This is a genomic window from Burkholderia guangdongensis, from assembly GCF_013403875.1.
Classification (GTDB): Bacteria; Pseudomonadota; Gammaproteobacteria; order Burkholderiales; family Burkholderiaceae; genus Burkholderia; species Burkholderia guangdongensis.
Window position 1 is genome coordinate 152,168 of sequence record NZ_JACBNX010000008.1, and the last position, 16,994, is coordinate 169,161.

Annotated in this window: 15 protein-coding genes; 9 read left to right on the forward strand and 6 right to left on the reverse strand. The window is 68.3% G+C overall.

What is annotated here, in order from left to right:
* Window positions 1–223 precede the first annotated feature (223 nt).
* The 4 genes from HZI36_RS09975 to HZI36_RS09990 form a co-directional block, all read right to left on the reverse strand.
* Window positions 224–1,162, reverse strand: coding sequence for a helix-turn-helix domain-containing protein (locus tag HZI36_RS09975; protein ID WP_179402485.1), 939 nt, complete (start codon window positions 1,160–1,162; stop codon window positions 224–226).
* A gap of 213 nt (window positions 1,163–1,375) precedes the next feature.
* Window positions 1,376–2,707, reverse strand: a complete 1,332-nt coding sequence (locus tag HZI36_RS09980) for an aspartate aminotransferase family protein (RefSeq protein WP_179402486.1) — start codon at window positions 2,705–2,707, stop codon at window positions 1,376–1,378.
* 48 nt (window positions 2,708–2,755) lie between these two features.
* Window positions 2,756–4,255, reverse strand: coding sequence for an aldehyde dehydrogenase family protein (locus HZI36_RS09985; RefSeq protein ID WP_179402487.1), 1,500 nt, complete (start codon window positions 4,253–4,255; stop codon window positions 2,756–2,758).
* Between the two features lie 304 nt (window positions 4,256–4,559).
* Window positions 4,560–5,315, reverse strand: a complete 756-nt coding sequence (locus tag HZI36_RS09990; RefSeq protein WP_179402488.1) for a response regulator transcription factor — start codon at window positions 5,313–5,315, stop codon at window positions 4,560–4,562.
* Window positions 5,316–5,627: 312 nt separating this feature from the next.
* Between HZI36_RS09990 and HZI36_RS09995 the strand changes: the two genes are divergently transcribed.
* The 9 genes from HZI36_RS09995 to HZI36_RS10035 all read left to right on the forward strand — a co-directional run bounded on the left by HZI36_RS09995 (window position 5,628) and on the right by HZI36_RS10035 (window position 15,010).
* A complete protein-coding gene (locus HZI36_RS09995; RefSeq protein WP_179402516.1) occupies window positions 5,628–6,815 on the forward strand; it encodes an alpha/beta fold hydrolase in 1,188 nt (395 codons plus the stop codon).
* A gap of 52 nt (window positions 6,816–6,867) precedes the next feature.
* On the forward strand, window positions 6,868–8,577 hold the full coding sequence (locus tag HZI36_RS10000) for an AMP-binding protein (protein WP_179402489.1): 1,710 nt from the start codon (window positions 6,868–6,870) through the stop codon (window positions 8,575–8,577).
* Window positions 8,578–8,581: 4 nt separating this feature from the next.
* Entirely contained in the window at window positions 8,582–9,454 is an 873-nt protein-coding gene (locus tag HZI36_RS10005) for a VOC family protein (protein WP_179402490.1), read from the forward strand.
* The gene (locus HZI36_RS10010) at window positions 9,451–10,608 is read left to right on the forward strand and encodes an FAD-dependent monooxygenase (protein WP_179402491.1); all 1,158 of its coding nucleotides are present in this window, start codon (window positions 9,451–9,453) and stop codon (window positions 10,606–10,608) included. The genes HZI36_RS10005 and HZI36_RS10010 overlap by 4 nt, the downstream gene beginning before the upstream one ends.
* Window positions 10,605–11,057, forward strand: a complete 453-nt coding sequence (locus HZI36_RS10015) for an acyl-CoA thioesterase (RefSeq protein ID WP_179402492.1) — start codon at window positions 10,605–10,607, stop codon at window positions 11,055–11,057. Before HZI36_RS10010 ends, HZI36_RS10015 begins: the two co-directional genes overlap by 4 nt.
* A gap of 20 nt (window positions 11,058–11,077) precedes the next feature.
* Entirely contained in the window at window positions 11,078–11,833 is a 756-nt protein-coding gene (locus tag HZI36_RS10020) for a maleate cis-trans isomerase family protein (RefSeq protein ID WP_179402493.1), read from the forward strand.
* Window positions 11,834–11,900: 67 nt separating this feature from the next.
* Window positions 11,901–13,166, forward strand: a complete 1,266-nt coding sequence (locus HZI36_RS10025) for an MFS transporter (RefSeq protein ID WP_179402494.1) — start codon at window positions 11,901–11,903, stop codon at window positions 13,164–13,166.
* 81 nt (window positions 13,167–13,247) lie between these two features.
* Complete coding sequence (locus HZI36_RS10030; RefSeq protein ID WP_179402495.1) at window positions 13,248–14,030, forward strand: TetR/AcrR family transcriptional regulator; 783 nt, start codon at window positions 13,248–13,250, stop codon at window positions 14,028–14,030.
* 194 nt (window positions 14,031–14,224) lie between these two features.
* Entirely contained in the window at window positions 14,225–15,010 is a 786-nt protein-coding gene (locus tag HZI36_RS10035) for an SDR family NAD(P)-dependent oxidoreductase (protein WP_179402496.1), read from the forward strand.
* A 200-nt stretch (window positions 15,011–15,210) separates the two neighbouring features.
* Here the strand turns inward: HZI36_RS10035 and HZI36_RS10040 are convergent, their stop codons facing one another.
* Both HZI36_RS10040 and HZI36_RS10045 read right to left on the reverse strand, forming a co-directional pair.
* Entirely contained in the window at window positions 15,211–16,011 is an 801-nt protein-coding gene (locus HZI36_RS10040) for an SDR family oxidoreductase (RefSeq protein ID WP_179402497.1), read from the reverse strand.
* Entirely contained in the window at window positions 16,008–16,820 is an 813-nt protein-coding gene (locus HZI36_RS10045) for a MoaF C-terminal domain-containing protein (protein WP_179402498.1), read from the reverse strand. Before HZI36_RS10045 ends, HZI36_RS10040 begins: the two co-directional genes overlap by 4 nt.
* Window positions 16,821–16,994 lie beyond the last annotated feature (174 nt).

Below are 16,994 nucleotides of genomic sequence, written 5' to 3' on the forward strand. Positions count from 1 at the left end.
CGTTCGCTTTGCGCGGCACGCGTTTCGTCGAAACGCGGCGTGCCTGTGCGAAGCCGATGCGTGCATCGTAGGGAGTCACAACGAAACACGGCAGCACGAATCGGCAACGTGTCGACGGGCGCGGGAAAACCCGGGTGCGCGGATGCCCGAATGCGCGACGGCATCGCGTGCGACGAGGGCGAAACGGGAACGGAGGAAAGGAAGGAGATGCGCGCCGCGCGGCTCAGCTCTTGCGCTGCGTCTGCGACGGCAGCTCGCCGAACAGGTCGCGATACTCGCGGGCGAAATAGCTCAGATGCGTGAAGCCCCAGTGCGCGGCCGCGTCGCCGATCAGCAGTTCGCCCGCGTTCGTCGAGCGCAATAGCTGACGCACCGCGTTCAGCCGGATCGAGCGCAGGTATTCGACGGGTGTCACGTTCGCGACGCGCTGAAAGCTTGTCTGCAGCGTGCGGCGGCTGCAGCGCAGATGCGTGCACAGATCGAGCACGGTCAACGGACGATCAGCGTGCTCCTGCACGAGGCGCTCGCAACGCCTGACGATGTCGCTGTACGTGCTGTGCGTGAGATCGCGCGTGCCGCCGGCCGCGCAGTCGAGCAGCCCGAGCAGCAGGCTCACGACCTCGTCCTGAAAGCGCACGGTGCCGGTGGGATCGGCGAAGCCGGCCGGATTCCGCTCGGCCGCGTCGAGAAAGAACGCGAGACGCGCGCGCAGGTCCGCGCCTCGCTCGCCGGCAATCGGCAGCACGTTGTGCCGAAGCTGGCGCACCGCGTCGTCGCCGACCGTGAGGCCGACGAGTTCCTCCATCGTGCCGGTCGGCAGGCTCACGCCGACGTAATGCATCGACTCGGGCGTATAGAGACGAAACTCCTCGTGCTCGCCGAGCGACATGATCGCGTAGCCGTCGACGAGCTGACCCTGAAACGTCCCCTGCATCGGCGCGTTCAGCGGCACCGCGAGCGACCAGAGCCCGTCCGGCGACACGCCCGCCTGCACGACGCGCCGGTTCGTCACTTCCCGGAAGAACTGGAAATCGGGGCCGTTCGCCTGAAACAGCGTGCACTCGAACCGGCCAGGCGTGATCTGACGGTAGATCTGCTCCCAGCCGTTGACCGCGTGCGACAGGTCGTGTGTGTCGGCCAGCGCAGCGACCCGAAATTCCATCTCCCTCTCCTGCGAAACGGTGTGCATCGGACGGGCATCGAACGTGCATCGCCCCCGGCCGGACGCCGGCCGATCGTTCGGATTCCAGCCCGCCGGAGCCGGAATGCCGCCGGAATACGAACGATCAGGATAACGGCAGCACCGCCGATGCACAATTCGGCCGAACGGCTGCCCGCCGACCTACGTTTCGCTTACATTGCGGTGCGCGCCGGCTCACGCGCCGTCAAAGCCCGCGGCGAGCGCCGACACGAGCGCGTCGAGCTGCTCGCGCTCGATCACGAGCGGCGGGGACAGGATGATCTTCGTGCCGACCGGCCGCACGAGCGCGCCGTGTGCGCGCGCGATCTCGGCGACGCGGTTCGCGTAGCCGTCGGTCGGATCGATCGGCTCCCGCGTTGCTTTATCCTTCACGAGATCGAGCGCGATCATCAGCCCCTTGCCGCGCACGTCGCCGACCGCCGCGTAGCGCCGCGCGAACGGCCGCAGCGATTCGAGCAGATAGTCGCCCTGCGTGGCCGCGCGGCTGGCGAGATCCTCGTCGACGACGATCTTCAGGTTCGCGATCGCCGCCGCGCACGCGACCGGATGGCCCGCATACGTGTAGCCGTGCATCAGCGCGCCGGCGAAGCTCGCGTTGTTCATGAACGCCTGCTCGATCCGCTCGTTGAACACCGTCGCGCCGAGCGGAATGTAGCCGGACGTGATCCCCTTCGCGAGGCACATGATGTCCGGCTTCACGCCCCAGCCGCGGCTGCCGAACAGGCTGCCCGAGCGGCCGAAGCCGGTGACGATCTCATCGGCGATCAGCAGCACGCCGTGCCGGTCGCACACCTCGCGGATCAGCGGCCAGTAGTTCGCCGGCGGCACGATCACGCCGCCCGCGCCCTGCACCGGCTCCGCGATGAACGCGGCGACCGTGTCCGGCCCCTGGAACACGATCTCGCGCTCGAGCATTTCCGCGCAGATCTGCCCGAGCTTCTCCGGATCGTCGGTGAACGGGTTGCGGTATAGCCACGGCGTTTCGACGTGAAAGCAGCCCGGCAGGTTCGGCTCGTAGCTGCGGCGGAACACCGTGTTGCCGTTCACCGACGCGCCGCCGAAGTGCGTGCCGTGATAGCCCTGCTTCAGCGAAATGAACTTCGTGCGATCGGCCTGGCCGAGCACCTTCCAGTACTGCCGCGCGAGCTTCAGCGCGGACTCGATCGCGTCCGAGCCGCCGGAACTGTAGATCACGCGCCGCATCCCTTCCGGCGCGAGCAACTCCATCAGCACGCGCGACAGCTCTTCCGCGCGCGGATGCGAGATGCCGTCGAACAGCTGGAAATATTCGAGCTCGTCGAGCTGACGGACGATCGCGTCCTTCACCTCGCGACGATTGTGGCCGATGTTCACGTTCCACAGTCCCGCAACGCCGTCGACGAGTTGCTTGCCCGCGTCGTCGAACACGTAACAGCCGTCGCCGCGCACGATGCGGATCGGCGTGCGCTGCTGCATCTCGGCCGGATGGATCATCGGGTGCCAGAATTTCGAGGTTTCGTTTTGCATGAGTCGTCTTCCGTGTATCGGGTCGATGAGAGGCTGCGGCGCGCGGCGTCAGTGCGCGATGCAGACCGACTTCGTCTCGGTGAAGCCTTCGATCGCGTGCTTGCCGAACTCGCGGCCGATGCCGGACTGCTTGTAGCCGCCGAACGGCATGCCCGGGTCGAGCGGCACGTGGCAGTTCACCCACACGGTGCCCGCGTCGATCTCCGGCACGAGGTTCATCACCGCGCGCAGGTCGTTGGTCCACAGGCTCGCGGCGAGGCCGTACGGCGTGTCGTTCGCGAGGCGCAGCGCGTCGGCCGGATCGTCGAACGGCACCAGCGCGAGCACCGGGCCGAACACTTCGTCGCGGATCAGCGCGGCGTCGTGCGGCACGTCGGCGATCACGGTCGGGCGCACGTAGTAGCCCGGCTCGTCGACGCGCGTGCCGCCCGCGAGGAAGCGCAGCCCGTCCGCCTTCGCGCGCGCGATGTGCGCCTCGACCTTGTCGCGGTGATGCGCGGACACGAGCGGGTTCACCTGCGCGGACGGATCGAGGCCCGGCCCGAGCGTCATCGCGTTCGCGACGTCGGCGAGCGCGCCGGCGATCTGCTGGTACTTGCTGCGGTGCACGTAGATGCGCGACACCGCCGCGCACACCTGCCCCTGGTTCAGGAAGCCGCCGGCAAGCGCGCCCTGCACCGCCTGGTCGACGTCGACGTCCGCAAGCATCACGGCCGGGTTCTTGCCGCCGAGCTCGAGCGAGAAGCGCGTCATGTTCTGCACCGCCGCCGCGCCGACGAGCTTGCCGGTCGGCGTCGAGCCCGTGAACGAGATCTTGTTCACGCGCGGATGCGACGCGAGCGCGGCGCCGCATTCGCGGCCGCCCGTCACCACGTTCACGACGCCGGCCGGAATGCCGGCCTCGATCGCGAGCTCGGCGAGGCGCAGCGCGGTTAGCGGCGTTTCCGGCGACGGCTTCAGCACGATCGTGCAGCCGGCCGCGAGCGCCGGCACGAGCTTCCACACCGCGATCATCAGCGGGAAATTCCACGGCACGATGCCGGCGACGACGCCCACCGGCTCCTTGCGCGTGAACGCGGTGTAGCGCGCGCCGGGCGGGAACGGGATCGACACGTCGAGCGTCTCGCCGGTGATCTTCGTCGCCCAGCCGGCCATGTAGCGCACGTACTCGACCGTCGCGCCGACCTCGATCGCGCGCGAGATGTTGATCGACTTGCCCTGGTTCAGCGTCTCGAGCTGCGCGAGCTCTTCCGCGTGCGCTTCGAGCACGTCCGCGAAGCGCAGCAGGATGCGCTCGCGGTCCGCCGGACGCAGCCCGCGCCACACGCGCGCGTCGAACGCGGCGCGCGCGCTCGCGACCGCGCGGTCGACGTCGGCCGCATCCGCATCGGGCACGCTCGCGAGGATCTCGCCGGTGGCCGGGTCGAACACGTCCTGGCGGCGCGGCGAATGCGCGGGCTGCGACGCGCCGTCGATGAACAGACCGTGCTCGCGGCGCACAAACGTACGGACGGCGTCGCTGACCGCGACCTTCGCATCTTGACTCATGGCTTTGCTCTCTCGGCTGACGGGTGCGCAACGCACCCACGGTTGGTCGATCCGATCGCGCAGCGTGCGCTGCCGATCGCGTCGGATCGACTCTAAGCGGCGCCGCGCGGCGGCGTTAGCGCAAATCGGCAGCGGCTGGGGGGTTGCGGGTAAACCTGTAACGCGCGGGGAGCAGCGCACGAGCGGGCGGGCGGCGTGGTTGGCGAGCGTGGGCGGTGCGCGTGGCCGGTGTCTGCCCGCTCGTCCACGGCTCACATTGCAGCAGCATCGGGGAAGCGGACGACGGCATCGCGCGCGCCGTCCGTCACAGGAACAGCGCGCCGATCAGCTCGGTGCGGCTCGACACGCCGAGCTTGCGGAAGATCCGCAGCAGATGGGTTTTCACGGTGGGCTGCGACAGGTCGAGCGCGCGCGCGATCTCCTTGTTCGACAGCCCGTCGCGCACGAGGCGCGCGATCTGCTGCTCGCGGTGCGTGAGACGCGCGCCGTCGGCCGCCGCGCGCAGCGGGCGCTCGTCGCGCAGCGCGGGCGTGAGCGCGGTCTCGAGCAGCGGCTGCACCGCGCGCGCGCGGGCGAGATCGTCGGCGGTGAACGGCTCCGCGGGCGCCATGCGCAGCAGCGAGAACGCGGCGGCCGGCCGCTCGCCGTCGCGCAGCAGCACCTCCATCACGTCGACCACCTGATACGCGTTCAGAAAGCGCTGCCAGTAGATCGAGCCGTCGCGCACGGTGGCCGGCAGCTCGCTGTCGAGCGTCAGCACGCTGCCGCGCTGCGCGGCGAAGCGCGACGGGTGCAGCGGATCGAGCCGGCAATAACGCTGCAGATACGTGCGGTGCATCGTCTCGGCCATTCCGTACAGCTCGAAGCCGGACGGCTCCTGATCGGCGCCGATCCAGTAGAACACCGTCGCCGACGGCCGGACGAGCTGCGCGAGCGCGCTGACGGCGGCGTCGAGCGCGGCCGGCGACGCGCTCGCGTGAGCGGCGGTGCCGCACGCGCGCGTGCGGGCCGCTTCGTTGCGGGCCGCTTCGTGCGCGGCTTCGGCAAATGGGGTCGACATCGTGGCCTCCCGCAAGGCATGCATTCCGGCCGATCGTACCGACGCGAAAAAACTGCCGGTAGCACGAATCGGCAATGCCTCGCCGGGCGACGGGCCGTGCGCGGCACCCGATGACGGCAGTCGCGGACAAGCTCGAATCACCGGGACACATCCACACGGGGTATACCCTGCACTTCATTTTATTGCCACGGTCTCAAATATATCCTAGATTATTGATACCCTGACATTTATCGACGAGGAGACACCGTGGCGAACGCGGACAAGGCAACAGTCACTGCGGGAATGCGTGGCGCAACCTGGGATGGCCGGCTCATGGCTCGCCCCTACCAGATGGTGCCGTATGCGCTTGAGACGGCGGACGGCCAGCGCACGCTCGGCTTTCTGTTCACCGCGACAGGCCGGGAAAAAACCGTCGTGTCGATCATGCACCCGAGGGAAATGGCGATCACGCACTACCTCGTACCCTTCGTGCTGGACGCCGGCTGCGCTTGCTGGGTGCAAGGGCCGCGCTCGATCGGCAACGACCTGCGGCTGGAGCACGAGATCGCACTGCTCGACGTCGCGGCCGGCATGTCGCACTTGCGCGACCTCGGCTACGAGCGGATCGTGCTCCTCGGCAACTCCGGCGGCGCGGGGCTCTACACGTTCTACAACCAGCAGGCGCTGACGCCGCCCGACATGCGGATCGCCAGGACGCCTGCCGGGCGCCCGACCAATCTGGGCGACGTGCCTATGCCCGCCGTCGATGGGCTGATCATGGTTTCGCCGCATCCCGGACAGGGCAAATTGCTGATGAGCGGGATCGACCCGTCGGTCACGGACGAGACCGATCCCATGCAGAGCGACGCGTCGCTCGATCCGTTCTCGAGCGCAAACGGCTTCGATGCCGAACGCGGCTGCGGGCGCTACTCGCCGGAATTCGTCGCCCGCTACCGCGCCGCTCAGGAGCAGCGGGTGGCCCGCATCGACGCCCATGCGCGCGCGCTGCTGCAACGCAAGCAGGAAGCGCGGGCGCGTGTGAAGGCCGGCACGGCCACCGCGCTCGATCGCCGGGTCGCGGCTCATGCGCCCATCTTCAACGTCTGGCGCACCGACGCGGACTTGCGCTCCTGGGACATCAGCCTCGATCCGTCCGACCGCAAAACAGGATCGCTGTGGGGCAAGGACCCGTTCGTTTCGAACTGGGGCAGCGTCGGTTTCGGCCGGGTGGTGACGCCCGAATCGTGGCTGTCCACCTGGTCCGGGCTGTCCTCCCATGCGTCGCTGGACAAGACGCTGCCGAGCGTCACCCAGCCGACCCTGCTGATCGAGTACACGGGCGACCAGTGCACGTTCCCATCGGACATCCGCGCGATCCACGCCGGGATTCCAAGCGCCGACAAGCGCCACATCCGCGTGCGCGGCAACCATCACGGCATGGCGTTGAGCCGGGACGAGGAACCCGGTCAGCGCGTCGCCGGGCGCCACATCGTCGAGTGGCTGCGCGAGACGATGGTCTAGGGCCACGCCCCATCGCCATCCACCACCACACCGTCACCACAGGTAGACAGACATGCAGCAGATCACCCGTGTGCGCCCTTCCCGGTTGCTGGAAGGCGTGCGCTATCCCGATGAAGACCGTCTGCGAAGCTACGTTGCAGCAGGCGTCCTGACGCATGAAACGCTGATCGGCGCGTTTCGCGCGGCGTTCCGGCTTCACGCCGACCGCCTGGCCCTGGCCGGCCCCGAGGGCCACTATACGTACGCGGAATTGGACGAAGCCACCGACCGGCTGGGCGCCGCGCTGCTGGCGCTCGGCATGCAGCCGCTCGACCGGGCGATCTTCCAGTGCGGCAACAGCAACGAACTGCTGATGACATTCTTCGCGTGCCTGAAGGCAGGGATCGTCCCGCTGTGCTCGCTTCAGTCCTTCCGCAAGCTGGAGATCGGCTATCTCGGCAACCTCTGCGGCGCGCGCCTGCATGTCGTGCAAGGCGACGACGCCAAATTCGACGACGTCGCGTTCGCCGAGTCCATGCAGGACGAAGTGGGCAGTCTCGAATTCATCCTGCAGGCCCGCGGAGAACGCCGCGGGCGAGCCGTGCTGCTGGCGGACCTGATTCGCGACATGCCGCTCGACACCGCCCGCGAGCACCTGGCGGCGGTCCGGCACGAGCCCTTTCAGGTGGCGGTTTTCCAGCTCTCGGGCGGCTCCACGGGCGTGCCGAAGATCATCCCCCGTTTTCAGAACGAGTACCTCTACAACATGCGCGCGGTGGCCGCACGGAACCGCTACACGCCGGAAGACGTGCTGTTCTTCCCGACGCCGTACATGCACAACCTCAACATGGGCTGCTTCTTCGGCCCGTTCCTGTTGACCGGCGCGACCGTGACCGTCTCGCCCGACCTGAGCGAGGCCAACCTGCAGGGACTGGTGCGCGACTACGCGCCGACGTGGTTGGGCGTCGCGGGGCCGATCCTCGCCCGCATCGCGCCGGAGCTGGCCAAGGCCGACGCGAACGCCAAGGCGCGCCGCAATTTCATCGCCCCGAAGAACGGCGCGAATCTCGAGCGCCTGACGGGCTCGCCGACATGGCACATCTTCGGGATGACCGAGGGCACCATCATGTTCACCGGGCCCGACGATGCGCCGGACCTCCGCGAGAGTTCGGTCGGGCGGCCGGTTTCGGCGTACGACGAGGTCAGGATCGTGCAACCGGGCACCGAAGACCCGGTGGCCGAAGGAGAAGCCGGCGAAGCGCTGTTTCGCGGACCGTACACCATTCGCGGCTATTACAAGTCGGAGAAAGAAGACGGCCAGCGCTTCACGCCGGACGGCTTCTACCGCTCGGGCGACCTGATGCGTTCGTGCACCGTCGAAGGCAAGCCCTATTACTTCTTCTGCGGCCGGATCAAGGACGTCGTCGACCGTGGCGGCGAGAAGATCAATGCCGAGGAGCTGGAAAACGTCATCAACCAGCACCCGCACGTACTCGCGTGCGCCGTGGTCGGCATGCCCGACAAGGTGTACGGCGAGCGGGTCTGTGCGTTCGTGATTCCGAAGTCCGGCGGCACGCAACTGAGCCTGCCGGTGTTGAACGCGTTTCTCGAGGAAACCGGCCTGGCCAAGTTCAAGTGGCCGGAGCGCCTCGAAGTGACCGCCGAATTCCCCCTCACTGCATCCGGCAAGCTCAGCAAGGCGTTGCTGCGCGAACGGATCATCCGGACGCTGGCCGCCGAAGTCGCCGCGCCCGCCGCGACCGAAGCATCCCAAGGAAACTGACATCATGACCGACGCCTCTCTCTCCTTCGCTGCCCCGGCACTCGAGCTGCACGGCGTGCATCACACCGCGCGCCCGACCTGGAAGCTCGCCGAGACCGTGCACTTCTACCGCGACCTGCTCGGCCTGCCGCTGGTGCACGCCATTTCGGCCAAGGGCTGGGGACCGGACGGGCACGCCGACTTCCTGCATTTCTTTTTCGACAGCGGCCTCGGCAGCACGATCGCCTTCTTCTACTACATCGGCACCGAGCGGCCGGACTGGCTGACCGTGCGCGAGCACTACCAGGACCGCGCGACCCATACCGCATGGCAGGTGCGCGACGAGGCGGAGCTGCTCGCCTGGCGCGGGCGCGCGGAATCCGCCGGCATTGCGGTGCGCTACCAGATCCGCCACGAGGTGATCGAGTCGATCTACTTCAACGATCCCAACGGCTACCCGATCGAGATCACCTGGCAAATGCGCCCGTTCACGGACGCGGACAAGACGGACGCCGCCCATACCATCGAGTCCGCCATCGAACTCGAACAGGCGCGGGAACACGGCACGGACTTCACGTCGATCGAGCCGGTGTGGCGGCACAAGGCCGCGCGCCTCGAACCGCAGCCGGTCGCGCCGGGCAAGGCGTCGGTCTACGTGCTCGACGTGCCGGAATTCGCGGCGCTGGCCGAGCTGGCCGACAGGAGCGAAGGCTGCACCGCGACCCGGCTCGGCAACGGCTACGTGCGCATCGACGGGAATCCCGACCTGCGTTTCGGGCGCAAGGCGCTCGGGTTCAAGCCGGCGGTCTGGTACGGCGCGCTGACCGGCGGTTTCCGCGGGACGATCCGGCAGTTCGACATGGATGCCCTCGTGATCACGGCGGGAGAGTCCGCATGAAAATCGCCATCATAGGGGGCGGGCCGTCCGGCCTGTTCCTCTCCATCCTCCTCAAGGAGCGCATGGCCGACGTCGACATCGACGTCTTCGAGCAGAACGCGGAAGATGCGACGTTCGGCTTCGGCGTGGTGCTGGCCGATACGGGCCTGTCGAATCTGCGCGCGGCGTCGCCCGCCGTGGTCGACGAGCTGGCGCGTGCGATGCGCTTCAACCATCAGCACTCGATCGTCTCTCACGAGCACCCGATCACGATGAAGCGCCCCGGCGCGGGGGGCGGCGCGATTCCTCGCATCCGCCTGCTGTCGATCCTGCAGGCGAGGGCGCGCGAACTCGGCGTGCGCATCGCGTTCAACCACCGCATCGACGACTTCGCGGCCATCGACGCCGACCTGATCGTCGGCGCCGACGGCGTGAACTCCAGGCTGCGCAGCGCCTACGAGACCGAGTTCGGCACCACGCGCCGTTCGCTGACGAATCACTTCGCCTGGTATGGCGTCGAGAAGCCGTTCGACGGACCGGCGCTGGTGTTCCGCAAGCACGAGGGCGGGTACTTCGTCGCGCACTACTACCCGTACTCCGAAACGATGAGCACGTTCGTGGCCGAGTGCGACCATGAGACGTGGCAGGACTTCGGCATGGATCGCATGCCGGACGACGCGCGCCGGGCGCTGTTCGAAACCGTGTTCGCGCCGGAGCTGGCGGGCTGCAGCCTCGTGTCGAACAACTCGGTGTGGCGCCAGTTCCCGGTCATCGTCAACGCGACGTGGCATGTCGGCAACAAGGTGCTGATCGGCGACGCGCTGACCAGCGCGCACTTCTCGATCGGCTCCGGCACCCGCATCGCGATGGAAGACGCGATGGCGCTCGCCGATGCGATCGTCACGCATCCGGACGACGTGCCGGCTGCATTGCAGCAATACGACGTCGAGCGCCGCCCCCAGAAAGCGAAGCTGATCAGCGCGTCCGAAGCTTCGTATATGTGGTACGAGCGCATCCGGGAATGGATGGAACTGCCGAGCGCGCACGAATTCGTGTTCCGCTTCATGACGCGTACCGGCCGCGTGAATCTCGAGCGCATGAAGCAGCAGTTTCCCGAGCTCATCGCGGAACTGTCCACGGGTGGCGTTCCCGAACTGACCGGGGAGAAGCCATGATGCACGCGACCGAGTACGTGGTCGGCGAACGCCCGTTCGTCGTGCGCCGAACCGTCCGCTGGGGGGATTGCGACCCGGCGGGCGTCGTCTACACCGGACGCTTCACGGACTATCTGCTGGGCGCCGTCGGACTCTTCACCGGCCACATCGCAGGAGGACGCCGCCTGGAAAGCGCATTCGGCGTCGGACTGCCGTGCCGCGCGATGCGATTCGAATTCATCGGCTCGCTGTGGCCCGACGACGTGATCGACATCACCTGCACGATCGACGGCATCCGCACACGCTCGTTCGACATCCGATGCATGGCGCGACGCCCGGACGGCGCGCCGGTCTTCGACGCGACGTTCTCGCCGATCTGCGTGCGCCTCGACGAGCGCATCGGCACGCCGATTCCCGACGCGCTGCGCGAAGCGCTCGGCGCCCATACGGCGAACGCCGCCGCCCATTGAAACCCGTCTATTCCACGATCATGCACTACAGAATTGGACAGATTGTTCCGAGCTCCAACGTCACCATGGAAGCCGAAGTGCCCGCGATCTTCGCCGGGCGCATGCGTGAACGTCCCGAGCGCTTCTCGTTTCATTCCAGCCGGGTGCGCATGCACCGCGTGGTGGCCGAAGAGCTGGAGCGGATGAACCGCGACATGGGGCGCTGCGCGCTGGAGCTCGCCGACGCGCGCGTCGACGTCATGAGCACGGCCTGCCTGGTCGCGACCATGTGCATGGGCACCGGCTACCACCGCAAGGCCATCGGCGAATTGAACGCCGTGCTGGAGGACGCGCCCTATCGGCCCGAGATCATGACCTCGGCCGGCGCGCTGGTCGAAGAGCTGAAAGACTTCGGCGCGCGCAGGATCTCGTTGCTCGCGCCCTACAGCGACGAACTGACCCGCACCGTCGTCGCTTATATCGAAGACGAAGGCATCGAGGTCAAGGATGCGATCAACTTTTCCATCCTCGACAACCTGGCCGTCGGCGCACGGAACCCGCTGCAGCTGCTCGACGACGTCAAGCGACTGGACGTGGCGGGGGTCGATACCGTCGTGCTGTCCGCCTGCGTGCAGATGCCGTCGCTCGCGGCGGTCGAGCGCGCACAGAGGATGCTGGGCATTCCGGTGACGTCGACGGCGGTGTGCACGGCACGGCAAATGATGCGCCGCCTGAACCTCGAGGCCGTGGCGCCGGAAGCCGGCGCCTATCTCGGCAGCCAGGCCGGACTCGACTGAAGCCGATACGTCCGCTTTCGATGCGAGCCGCTCGAAGAAGCGGCTGCGACAACCCAGGAGACAATCCATGCAGCGCCCCAATGATGTCTTGCCGGCCGCCGGCAAGTGGACCTATATCGCCGTCGTTTTCGGAGCCGCACTGGGCATGATGGTCGGCTACGCGCCCTTGTTCAACGCCACGGCGGGCGTGTTTGCCCGTCCATTGGCGGCCGAATTCGGGTGGGGACGATCCGAAGCCTCGCTGTCCTACGCCGCGTCGATGTTCGGCCTGGCGGTCGTCAGCCCGCTGATCGGCTCGCTCATGGACCGCTTCGGCATCCGGCGTGTCATCGCCATGTCGGCCGTGACGTTCGGTCTCGCCACGGCGGCGATGGCGTTGCAGAACGGCAGCAAGACCGGGTGGGTCGCCCTGTCGATCGTCATCGGCCTGTCCGGCGCCGCGACTTCGGTGCTGGGATATCTGTCCGTCCTGCCTCAATGGTTCGACCGTCGCCTGGGTCTGGCGCTGGGGATCGCCATGTGCGGACTCGGCGCGGGCACCGTGTTGATGCCCATGACCGCTCAATATCTCGTCTCGGCACATGGATGGCGCACTGCTTACGTGGCGTTGGGCGGCGGAACCGTCGTCTTCTCGCTCGTCGCGTGCGCCCTGTTGCAGGAACGTCCGCGCGCGGACCGTCTCGTGGCGGCCCAAGCGGCGCAGCATACCGACGGCGTCGCGCTCGGCGCCGCACTGCGCAGCTACAGACTCTGGGCGATCTGGCTGGTGTTCGTTCTCGCATCGGCTTCGACGCTTTCGCTGGGCCCGCATCTGCCCGCCATGTTCGCGGATCGCGGCTTCAGCGCAGCCGACGCCGCGCGCAGCGCATCGACCGTGGGCATCGGGCTCTTGATCGGTCGCCTCGTCACCGGCATCGCGCTCGATCGTGTTCACGCACCGTTCGTCGCTTGCGCGTTCTTCATCGGCGGCGCAATCGGCATCTTTCTTCTGCGCGGCGCCACCGACTACCCCACGCTGCTGATATCGACGGCGCTGATTGGCTTGACGATCGGCGCCGAGGGCGATCTGATCTCGTATCTCGTTCGCTCGTATTTCGGCCTGCGTTCGTTTGGCACCTTGTTCGGCATCGCGTTTTCCGGCTACGGATTCGGCGCGGTGGTCGGCCCGATCGGCCTGGGCGCCTGGTTCGACCGGCACGGCGACTATGGGCTGCCGCTTGTGGTGATGCCGTGCATGCTGCTCGCGGCGGGGCTGCTCGTGCTGTCCCTGGGAAGATACCGCCGTTCCGGCATTCAACCCGGCACGAGCGACCCGGTGACCCTGTCGGCGTGAGCGCGCCGGCGAGGCGAACGGGTAGAATTATCGCGGTCGCAATTTTGTGCACAACCTCGCCGGTTACCGCCACCTCCGTCCATGACAGCCGCTCGCAAGCCCGTTGCCGTTGCAGAGAAACCCAAGCATGCCCCTCGCGGGCGAGGACGCCCGCCCAGGAACGACTCGCCCATCGGGACCGAACCGACGCTCAGCCGGGCTGCCATTCTGCAGCATGCGATCGAACTGACGAAAACCGTGCCGCTGGACCAGATTTCGATGGTGCAGCTCGCCAAGGACTTCGGCGTGGCACCGGGGCTGATCCACTACTACCTGGGCGGCCGGGACAAGCTGGTGTCCGGCGTGCTGAACGCGTACTACCGGATGCGCATGGCCCGCGCCGAAAACCTGACGGGCGATTGGCGGCGCGACGTCGAACGCATTGCGCGGAACAGCTTCGAAGTCGCGATAGAGAACCCCGGCGTCAGCCTCTATGTCGCGTCTCACAACCGTTATCGCCTGTTTCAGGACGTCGAGCCCGGCGAGACCGACTACGGGATGGAGTTCTTCAACCTGATGACCTCCGCCATCATGCAGGGCGGCTTCACGGCGGACCAGGTGGCGCTCGCCTATCACCTGATCGCGCAGTATCTGGTGTCGACCAGCATGGCGGAGACGTCTCGCCAGTTGCCGGCCTACCATCAGGCGTTCATCGAGGAAAAGCTCGGCCAGGCGCCGGCCGCTCAATACCCCGGCGCGCGCTTCGTCAGCAAGGCGTTCTCGCACCTGTCGTCGGAGACCTCTTTCGAGGAAGGCCTGCGCATCACGCTCGACGGCATCGACGCGTGGCGTCAGGCCAGGAAGGGCAAGGCAAAGGCAGGCTGATCGCGGTCGCCGCCGCGCGCGCCTCGCGTGCGGCCGCTTGCGCCTGCTTGCGCCTGATCGCGCCCGCCTGCGCAAACAATCCCGCCTCGACAGGCGTTGCCTTCGCGGGTCGCGCTGTCATCCTTTTGCCCGATTCCGCGCGCCGCGCAAACCGACCTAGACTGGGGCACCTACATCGACAAGGAACGCACCGCATGTCTACGTCACGCACCATCCTGATCACCGGCGCCGGCACCGGCATCGGCGAAGCCTGCGCGAAGCGCTACGCGGCGAACGGCGACACCGTCGTGCTGATCGGCCGCCGCCGCGAGCCGCTCGAGCGCATCGCCGCGCAAACGGGCGGTATCGCGCTCGCCGCCGACGCCGCGAGCGCGGACGACTGGGCGCGCATCGTCGCGCGGCTCAAGGCCGACGGGCTCGGCATCGACGCGCTCGTCGCGTGCGCGGGCGGCCACGGGGTCGGCACCGCCACCGACATGACCGACACCGACTGGGCCGCCGCGATGCGCGCGAACCTCGACACCGCGTTCGTCAGCGCGCGCGCGTGCCTGCCGGGGCTGATCGCGCGGCGCGGGTCGATCGTGCTGGTCGCGTCGATCGCGTCGCTCGCGGCCGGGCCCGGCGTGTGCGGCTACACGACCGCGAAGCACGCGCTGATCGGCCTCACGCGCTCGCTCGCGCGCGACTACGGCCCGCACGGCGTGCGCGTGAACGCGGTGTGCCCGGGGTGGGTCCGCACGCCGATGGCCGACGCGGAGATGGAGCCGCTGATGGCGCATTACGACGAGTCGCTCGACGCCGCGTATGCGCGCGTGTGCCGCGACGTGCCGCTGCGGCGGCCGGGGGAAGCCGACGAGATCGCGTCGGTGTGCGCGTTCCTGACGTCGCCGGCCGCGTCGATCGTGACCGGCGCGGCGCTCGTCGCGGACGGCGGCTCGACGATCGTCGACGTGCCGACGATCGCGTTCGATCATATGTGAGGGAAAGGGCGCCCGGTGTAGGGGCGCCCGGCGCTGCGCATGCGGACGATGCTCAGCCTCGATTTTCGGACGCCCGCTTTTGCGGGCTCGCGTCCGTCATCCGTCCCGCTCGCCATCGCCGAGAAACGCCGTCTCGCCCGTCGAAGTCGATCCGGGCGCAATATCCTTTGTACGTCAGGTCGTCGATCACGGCCCGCCCCCTACCCCAGCACCGCCGTCGATTCCGGCAGCGTCGCGCCGCCGTCGACGACGATCGTCTGCCCGGTCACGTACGACGCCGCATCCGACGCGAGAAACAGCATCGCCGCCGCGATGTCGGACGGCTCGCCGAGGCGGCCGACCGGAATGGCGGCCGCGATGCGCGCGTTGTGCGCGGCGTCGCCGAGGTTGTCCATCGCCGGCGTGCGGATCATGCCCGGCTCGACGCCGTTGACCGTCACCCGCTCCTTCGCAAGCTCCAGCGCGGCCGCGCGGATGAACCCGTTCACGCCGGCCTTCGACGCCGCGTAGTGCGCGAGCCCCGGGTACGCGACGCGCGGGCCCGTCACCGATGACGTCGCCAGAATCCGCCCCCCACTCTGCCGCCGGAACGCCGGCAGCGCCGCCTGCGCGAGCCAGAACAGCGCGGCGAGGTTCACGTCGAGCGTGCGGCCGAGAATCTCGGGCGTGATCGCGTCGAACGGCGTCAGCGGAAAATACGCGGCGTTGTGGATCACCACGTCGAGCCGCCCGAACGCGGCCTCGACGCCGGCTACCAGCGCATCGATCTGCTCGCGCCGCGCGACGTCCGCCTGCCACGCGCGCGCGGTCGCGCCGGTCGCCGCGATCTGCCGCGCGGCCGCTTCCGCCGCGTCGAGCCGCAGGTCCGCGATCGCGACCGCCGCGCCGCGCGCGGCGAACGCGTCGGCGATACCGCGCCCGATCCCCTGCGCGCCGCCGGTGACCAGCACCGTGCGGCCCGCGAACTCGCGCTCGCGCGCGGGCAGCGTGGCGCCGCTCATTGCGGATGCCGCGTGACGTTCAGGATCTGCGCGACCGCGCCGACCGGGAAGTTCGACAGCGCGCCGAAGTTGCTGCCCTGATAGCCGAAGATCTTGCCGTCCGTCTTCATCCGCTCGAGATCGATCATCACCACGCCGAGCGTCGGCACGATCTTCTCGCACCAGACGAACAGCGTCAGCTTGTCGGCGATCCCGATCATGTAGCAGCGGTCGACGTCCGCGAGCCCCGCCTCGACGCCGGCCAGGCACTGCCACGTATAGAAGTTCTCGTTCAGGTAGATGTGCTCGTAGCGCTCGGTCGGGCTGTACGTGTACAGGTTGCGCATGCCGATCAGGTCGGCCGTCGGCGCGTGCAGCGGCATGCCGGCGCCGGCCGCGCCGCCCTGCGCGATCCGCCCGTGGCGGATCTGCGCGACGACGCCCGTCAGCGGCAGCCCGCGCTCGACGCGCGTGAACGCGTCGAGCCGCGCCTCGCTCTCCGTCGGCAGGCTGCCCGTGACCGACGTGACGAGCCCTTTCTTCACGTCCGCGACGACGCTCGTCGTCGCGGGCCGGGCGCCATCGCCGCCGCCGATGTAGTCGATGAAGTAGACGCCGTCGCGCACCGACGTCACGCGGCACGCGAACTCGCCCGCTTCGGTGCGCACGTTGCCGCTCGTGTCGAACGCGAGCGTCGCGCGCGCGCCGTCGGCGAATTCGAGGTCCAGCGTGCGGCCGTTCAGGTCGGCGACCGGCGTGAGGATGTTGCTGTCGGGGGCGAAGCCGTCGGCGAGCGCGCCGACCGGGATGAAAACGGGTTGCGATGACATGAGAGACGCTCCGGGGAGTCGGTGGACGAAACGCGCATCCGGCACGCGGCGCGTGCGCCGATGCGCAATGAGGCGACTTTACGGAGCGCGGCGGCGCGGCGGGATCGACCAGAAGGATGACAACGCGTCCGCCGCGCCGCACCAAGGCGCGTGGACGGTTGCCACGAACGCCGC

What these genes read in the sequence shown, in the direction of transcription:
- HZI36_RS09975 (WP_179402485.1), bottom strand. Translation starts at nt 1,162, where the DNA reads ATGGAATTTCGGGTCGCTGCGCTGGCCGACACACACGACCTGTCGCAC.
- HZI36_RS09980 (WP_179402486.1), bottom strand. Translation starts at nt 2,707, where the DNA reads ATGCAAAACGAAACCTCGAAATTCTGGCACCCGATGATCCATCCGGCC.
- HZI36_RS09985 (WP_179402487.1), bottom strand. Translation starts at nt 4,255, where the DNA reads ATGAGTCAAGATGCGAAGGTCGCGGTCAGCGACGCCGTCCGTACGTTT.
- HZI36_RS09990 (WP_179402488.1), bottom strand. Translation starts at nt 5,315, where the DNA reads ATGTCGACCCCATTTGCCGAAGCCGCGCACGAAGCGGCCCGCAACGAA.
- HZI36_RS09995 (WP_179402516.1), top strand. Translation starts at nt 5,628, where the DNA reads ATGGCTCGCCCCTACCAGATGGTGCCGTATGCGCTTGAGACGGCGGAC.
- HZI36_RS10000 (WP_179402489.1), top strand. Translation starts at nt 6,868, where the DNA reads ATGCAGCAGATCACCCGTGTGCGCCCTTCCCGGTTGCTGGAAGGCGTG.
- HZI36_RS10005 (WP_179402490.1), top strand. Translation starts at nt 8,582, where the DNA reads ATGACCGACGCCTCTCTCTCCTTCGCTGCCCCGGCACTCGAGCTGCAC.
- HZI36_RS10010 (WP_179402491.1), top strand. Translation starts at nt 9,451, where the DNA reads ATGAAAATCGCCATCATAGGGGGCGGGCCGTCCGGCCTGTTCCTCTCC.
- HZI36_RS10015 (WP_179402492.1), top strand. Translation starts at nt 10,605, where the DNA reads ATGATGCACGCGACCGAGTACGTGGTCGGCGAACGCCCGTTCGTCGTG.
- HZI36_RS10020 (WP_179402493.1), top strand. Translation starts at nt 11,078, where the DNA reads ATGCACTACAGAATTGGACAGATTGTTCCGAGCTCCAACGTCACCATG.
- HZI36_RS10025 (WP_179402494.1), top strand. Translation starts at nt 11,901, where the DNA reads ATGCAGCGCCCCAATGATGTCTTGCCGGCCGCCGGCAAGTGGACCTAT.
- HZI36_RS10030 (WP_179402495.1), top strand. Translation starts at nt 13,248, where the DNA reads ATGACAGCCGCTCGCAAGCCCGTTGCCGTTGCAGAGAAACCCAAGCAT.
- HZI36_RS10035 (WP_179402496.1), top strand. Translation starts at nt 14,225, where the DNA reads ATGTCTACGTCACGCACCATCCTGATCACCGGCGCCGGCACCGGCATC.
- HZI36_RS10040 (WP_179402497.1), bottom strand. Translation starts at nt 16,011, where the DNA reads ATGAGCGGCGCCACGCTGCCCGCGCGCGAGCGCGAGTTCGCGGGCCGC.
- HZI36_RS10045 (WP_179402498.1), bottom strand. Translation starts at nt 16,820, where the DNA reads ATGTCATCGCAACCCGTTTTCATCCCGGTCGGCGCGCTCGCCGACGGC.